Consider the following 6,207-nt stretch of genomic DNA (forward strand, 5'->3'; position numbering starts at 1 on the left):
AAGGAGGCGCACGGGGAACCGAAACCAACTGGAGAGAATGAAATGAACCGAACTGCAAGTTATTTGAGTGCGACCTGCGCCGCAATCATCATGAGTGTCGGCATAGGATTTCACGCTGTGGCAGCGGTACCGTACTATGAAGTACCAGCAGACTACCCAGCTTGTACTGACGAGTCTTATGAAAACGCGATCGAGAACGGTGTGAAGCTTGGCGTGGCTGCGGCTATGCCCTGGTCCGGTATCGACCCGGCGTCGGGCAAGGCCGTAGGAATCGACGTGGAGCTACACGCAGAAGTCCTCAAGCACATGGGTATCACAAAGATCACCTATGAGGCGGGCGCGTTCAACTCGCTCATTCCGTCGATGCTTTCTAACCGTATCGATATGGTCGTAACCGACCTACACGTAACCCCCGAACGTTCGAAGACTATCGCTTTCAGTGGTCCGGTTTGGTGGTATGGCCCCGCTGTCGTTGTCCAAGCGGGGAACCCAAAGAAGGTGAAGAGCTTCGAAGATCTTGCGACCGTTCGCGTCGGGGTTCTTCTTGGTACCGGTACTGACGAATACCTGAAAAAGGTCGGTATCGAAGCCACGCGCTTCCAAAGCTATGCGGAAGAGTTCGCTGCCATCCAGCAGGACAAGGTCGACGTAGTCGTTGAGTACGATCTCCTGGCCGCCGAGTTTAAGAAGGCCAATCCCGACGCGAACGTCGAATCCCTCGCGAGCTTCCCGATCCCGGACGATCTTTTGAAGAACGGCTACGGTTATGCCCGCTTTGGTTTCCGCAAGGAGGATTGCAGCTTCCGTGCCGCCTTCAATCAGGCTTTGGCGGAAGCCAGAGCTTCGGGCGCCATGTCAGAGGTCCTTCGCAGGAATGGGCTTTCGGATCGCAATCTCTTCTACTTCCCGCTGCAAGTGAACTGATTAAGGAGCGACTGCGTCACTGGTCGATCCTAAATCGGCCGGTGACCATCGGCGAAGAACACGATGGAACTCTTGAACTTAGACGTGATCCGGTCATACGGATATGTACTGTTGCAAGGGCTAGGAAATACGATTTTGCTCACGCTGATCGTTATAGTCCTGGCCGGCGTTCTGGCCATTCCGCTGGCGCTCGTTCGGACCTCGCGCCTCTGGCTCGTCCGCCTGCCCTTCGAAGCGTTGGTGGAGATTATTCGCGGCACACCTCTGATTTTGCAGTTGTTCTACGTGTACTACGTTCTTCCGGCTGCCGGCGTTCAGCTTGATCCGTTCGCCGCAGCGGTTGTGGCATTGACGGTGAACTACACGGCATATCTCAGCGAGGTCTACCGCGGTGGCATAAAATCCATTCCTGACGGACAGCGTAATGCGGCGGCCGCCCTGGGCATGACCCCGGCCAAGGCGTTCATCAGAATTATTCTGCCTCAAGCTTTCAAGGTTGTGACTCCCACGCTAGGCAATTACTTCATCGCGCTCTTCAAGGACACGGCCCTTGCGTCCGTCGTGACCGTCAATGAGTTGCTCTATACCGGCAACCTCGTGTCGTCCTCCACGTATCAATATTTCACGGTCTATACGGTAACCGGGATCCTCTATTTCGTGGCTGGTTTCCCTGCTGCCTTGTTCGTCCGATATCTGGAGCGACGCATGCATACAAAGCGCCGTGTGAGATCGGCCCCGTCGAAGCCAAATCTGGTCGATTCAATAGAAGCTAGGGGTTCCAGCCGATGATCCTGTTAAACAATATCCACAAATCCTATGGATCCTTGGCCGTCGTCAACGGAGTGTCGCTTGCGATACGCAAGGGGGAAGTCGTCTGCCTGGTCGGCCCCTCCGGTAGCGGCAAGTCGACCTTGCTTCGCTGTGTCAACAATCTCGAAGCACTGACTGCCGGTGAGATCCGTCTCGACGGCGAGAGGGTTTATTACGATGAGATTCCCGAAGGGCTGAAGCCTCACAGCCAGACCCGCATCGCCAGGGTCCGCGCCCGTCTGGGAATGGTGTTCCAAGACTTCAATCTGTTTCCTCACATGACGGCGTTGCAGAACGTCATGGAGGGACCCGTCCAAGTGCTCGGGATCTCGAAGGCTGACGCCCGACAGCGGGCGATGGATCTTCTCACGCGGGTGGGGCTGGCCGAGAGGCATGACTATTACCCGGACGAACTTTCGGGTGGTCAGAAACAGCGGGTCGCAATCGCGCGGTCGCTCGCCATGAAACCTGAAGCCATGCTTTTCGACGAGCCGACCTCGGCGCTCGACCCCGAGCTCGTACACGAAGTTCTCTCGGTAATGCGCGAACTCCGCAACGAGGGAATGACGATGATCATCGCGACACACGAGATGAACTTCGCGCGCGAAGTGGCTGACCGCATTGTGTTTCTGGAAGGCGGCGTCATCATCGAGGATTCTCCTCCCGAGAAATTCTTCGACGTGTCCACTAGTGCCCGCAAGGAAAGCTTCCTGCGCAGCCTTACCCGCAGGTAGGGCGCGCTACCCTTGAACAAGTGGCCGTCGCTTTTGCCCATATCGCAGCGTTGGATGCCATCACTCCCTTGAAAGCCAATGACATGAAACTCGCCGAAAACATCAAAGAGAGGCTTGCCGCGATTCTTGGCGACCGGATCAGTGTTAATCCTTCCATAATCGAGCAGCACTCCCGCGGGGAGGGCCACTTGCCGTCGGCTCCTCCGGAAGCGGTGTGCTTCCCGGTTTCGACGAAGGAGGTGAGCGCAGTCCTGAGGATCTGCAACGAAGCCGGCGTTCCCGTTGTGCCCTGGGGAGCGGGCACATCCCTGGAGGGCAACGTCAATGCGCTGCGGGGCGGGGTATGCATCGACCTCAGCCGAATGAATGCTGTGCTTGCTGTCAACGCCGAGGATCTCGACGCGACGGTCGAACCCGGCGTGACACGTAAACAATTGAATTCCTATCTCCGGGATACGGGCCTTTTTTTCCCGGTCGATCCCGGCGCGGATGCGACGATCGGTGGGATGGCGGCTACGCGGGCATCCGGCACCAATGCCGTCAGATACGGCAACATGAAGGCGAATGTGCTGGCCCTAGAGGTGGTGCTTCCGAGTGGGGAGATCATTCGAACCGGCTCTCGTGCGCGGAAATCCGCCGCAGGCTACGACCTTACGAGCCTCTTCGTTGGCAGCGAAGGCACGCTCGGATTGATCACGGAAGTCACCATCAAGCTATATGGCCTTCCCGAAGTTATTGCATCTGGTGTGTCGAGCTTCCCAACCGTCGAAGACGCGGTCACCTTGGTCACGGAAGCAGTACAGCTCGGCATTCCGCTTGCCCGAGTGGAGTTCCTTGATGAGCAGACCATTGTCGCGGTCAATCGCTTTTCCAAGCTCGAGCTCAATGTCGCGCCAACGCTGTTCTTCGAATTTCACGGCTCAACCGCGTCGGTCGATGATCAGATTGCTCAGATCTCCGAACTGGTCGCGTCACACGGTGGATCAAAATTGGAGTCCTCGACCGACATCGAGGAGCGCAATAAGCTATGGCACGCAAGGCACGAGGCGCATTATGCTCTCCTCGCGATGCGCCCCAACGCACGCGTGTACGGTACCGATTCCTGCGTTCCGATCTCTAAACTCTCTGAAATCATTCGGCTGACACGCGAAGACCTGGAACGCGTGCCGTTCTTTGTGAGCGTTATCGGCCACGTCGGTGATGGAAACTTCCACCTTGGCATGGTCATCGACCCGGAGGTTCACTCTGAATTTGAATTAGCCGAGGAGATTCATGATCGGCTTATCGAACGAACGCTCGCTCTCGGTGGCACATGCAGCGGCGAGCATGGGATCGGATATGGCAAGACCAGGTATATGGAATGGGAGCACAAAAATGCTATCGGAACCATGTGGACCTTGAAGAGGGCACTCGACCCAAACAACATTATGAATCCGGGGAAAGTACTTCCTTAGGCACGGCCGCGATCACCGAGTCGGCCGGGCGGGTAGTTTCACCCGGCTTGACCTACCCAGCATTCAGTGTTGGTGCTTTTATACGAATATGGATGCCTGAATTGAGAACCACTATGAAGTCAGGACTTGCACTAGAACCGATCGATTTTCAGTCGATGCAAGACCAAGTGTACGAGCAACTCCGAACCGTGCTGATGCGGGGCGGGTTCGAGCCTGGTCAGAAGCTCAGCGGAAGAATGGTCGGTAAAGCACTCGGAACCAGCGAGATGCCTGCGCGTGCTGCCTTGGGTCGGTTACTAGCCGAGCGAGCATTGGTTCAGAAGTCTAACGGCACGTATGCTATTCCGATAGCCACCAGGACGCGGTTTAAGGAAGTCATGGAGCTACGGGCTCTTCTTGAGAGTCACGCGACGCTCCAAGCCTGCGAGCGTATCGATAGTGATGGTCTTCGGGAGCTTCGCCGTTCAAGCGACGGTCTTATTAAGGCGCTGAATGACAACAATCTCGAGCAATACTTGGATTTCAATCAGAAGCTAAAATTCGGAATTTACAAATACTGCAGCTCGGAGACTTTGAGATCACATATCGAACTCCTTTGGCTCCAGTGCGGTCCATTCCTCAGACATCTTAGCGTCGCACCCGGCGACGCTCGGGCGACTTCCTATTGCGAGGAAGCGGTCGACGCGCTCGTGGCACGCGACGCGGCCAAGGCAGGTGCGGCCATATCGAAAGACATCCGGTCCGGCCTCGATTTTCTGCTTGTGCATGGTCAGTTTGCAGACGACGACGGGAATGACGGAGCCAGCATGCTTTAAACAAGGAAGCCTCATTTCACGGAGCCTTGCGAGCGTTTGCGCTGACATTACTTGAGGTGGCCCCCTTGCCAAGGAGGCGTAGCGCGGGCCGAAAGGTCCTTTCGATTTTCCCCTCAACGTGTTCTCATGAACCATCACACCTCGACTAGCCGGCTGCGATAGCGAGAGTGACAATATCAAGCTGCGCTCGATAGAGACTCTTTCGCGCGGTTTTCCAGCGGGCGAGTGCGGCGGGCTCTCCGCGTTATGCAGAGCATCATCCCAGATTCTTCGTATCTTTAAAACGAATTCGCGAGAAAACGCTTGACGCCAACTTTGCAGAATATATTGAAGGTTCATCAAAAATTGCGCCGGAAAGTCCAGTCATGAAAATTCTTGTTTCAGTGAAACGCGTCATCGATGCGAACGTGAAAGTCCGAGTTATGCCGGATGGTTCTGGCGTCGACCTGAACGGCGTGAAGATGTCGATGAACCCGTTTGACGAGATATCCGTTGAAGAGGCTCTGCGGCTCAGGGAGGCCGGCAAGGCCTCGGAAGTTGTGGTCGTCTCCGTCGGTCCGGCCAAGGCGGAAGAAACCTTGCGCACGGCGCTCGCCATGGGCGCGGATCGCGCCGTCCTGGTCGAGACTGATGATGCCGTCGAGCCGCTCGCCGTCGCCAAGATCCTCAAGGGGGTCGCGGAAGCCGAACAGCCGGGCCTGATCATCGTCGGCAAGCAGGCGATCGACGACGATTCGAATCAGACCGGTCAGATGCTGTCGGCGCTGCTCGGCTGGCCACAGGCGACGTTTGCCTCGAAGGTTGAGATCGGCAACGGTTCGGCCGAGGTGACGCGCGAAGTCGACGGTGGTCTGCAGACCATCGCGGTCAAGCTTCCGGCCGTCGTCACCACGGACCTGCGCCTCAACGAGCCGCGTTATGCTTCGCTGCCGAACATCATGAAGGCGAAGAAGAAGCCGCTCGACAAGAAGTCGCCGGCCGATTTCGGCGTCGATACCGCCCCGCGCTTGAAGGTGCTGAAGACCGAGGAGCCGTCGGGCCGCAAGGCAGGCGTCAAGGTTAAGTCGGTCGCCGAGCTGGTCGAAAAGCTCAAGACCGAAGCCGGCGTGCTCTAAGGCGTTCATGCCCCGAAAAGTGGGAACCGGTTTTCGGACAAGGGCATGAACCGAAGGAATCAAGGGAGAACACAACCATGGCCATTCTTCTTCTGGCAGATCACGACACCGCAACCCTTTCCGACCAGACCGCCAAGGCGCTGACGGCAGCATCGAAGATCGGTTCCGACGTGCATGTGCTCGTCGCCGGCTCTGGTGCCAAGGCTGCGGCCGATGCGGCTGCAAAGCTCTCGGGCGTGACGAAGGTCCTGCTCGCCGACGATGCAAGCCTCGGCAACAACCTCGCCGAACCGCTGGCAGCGCTCATCGTGTCGCTTGCCGGCTCCTATGACGCCATCGTCTCGGCTGCGACCTC

General features: G+C 57.2%; 6 protein-coding genes and 1 pseudogene. All 7 read left to right on the top strand.

The window, feature by feature from the left end:
* Nucleotides 1-42: 42 nt before the first annotated feature.
* Entirely contained in the window at nt 43-924 is an 882-nt protein-coding gene (locus ACTJKM_RS33430) for a transporter substrate-binding domain-containing protein (protein ID WP_440636970.1), read from the top strand.
* Between the two features lie 63 nt (nt 925-987).
* The gene (locus tag ACTJKM_RS33435; RefSeq protein WP_427142537.1) at nt 988-1,713 is read left to right on the top strand and encodes an amino acid ABC transporter permease; all 726 of its coding nucleotides are present in this window, start codon (nt 988-990) and stop codon (nt 1,711-1,713) included.
* Nucleotides 1,710-2,468, top strand: coding sequence for an amino acid ABC transporter ATP-binding protein (locus ACTJKM_RS33440; protein ID WP_427142536.1), 759 nt, complete (start codon nt 1,710-1,712; stop codon nt 2,466-2,468). The genes ACTJKM_RS33435 and ACTJKM_RS33440 overlap by 4 nt, the downstream gene beginning before the upstream one ends.
* An 83-nt stretch (nt 2,469-2,551) precedes the next feature.
* A complete protein-coding gene (locus ACTJKM_RS33445) occupies nt 2,552-3,922 on the top strand; it encodes an FAD-binding oxidoreductase (RefSeq protein WP_427142535.1) in 1,371 nt (456 codons plus the stop codon).
* Nucleotides 3,923-4,035: 113 nt separating this feature from the next.
* The gene (locus tag ACTJKM_RS33450) at nt 4,036-4,737 is read left to right on the top strand and encodes a GntR family transcriptional regulator (RefSeq protein ID WP_427142534.1); all 702 of its coding nucleotides are present in this window, start codon (nt 4,036-4,038) and stop codon (nt 4,735-4,737) included.
* 365 nt (nt 4,738-5,102) lie between these two features.
* Entirely contained in the window at nt 5,103-5,852 is a 750-nt protein-coding gene (locus ACTJKM_RS33455; protein ID WP_440661751.1) for an electron transfer flavoprotein subunit beta/FixA family protein, read from the top strand.
* 77 nt (nt 5,853-5,929) lie between these two features.
* Nucleotides 5,930-6,207 (top strand): annotated as a pseudogene (locus tag ACTJKM_RS33460) (electron transfer flavoprotein subunit alpha/FixB family protein); the annotation flags it as partial.

The organism is Ensifer sp. 22460, assembly GCF_052044935.1.
Taxonomy (GTDB): domain Bacteria; phylum Pseudomonadota; class Alphaproteobacteria; order Rhizobiales; family Rhizobiaceae; genus Ensifer.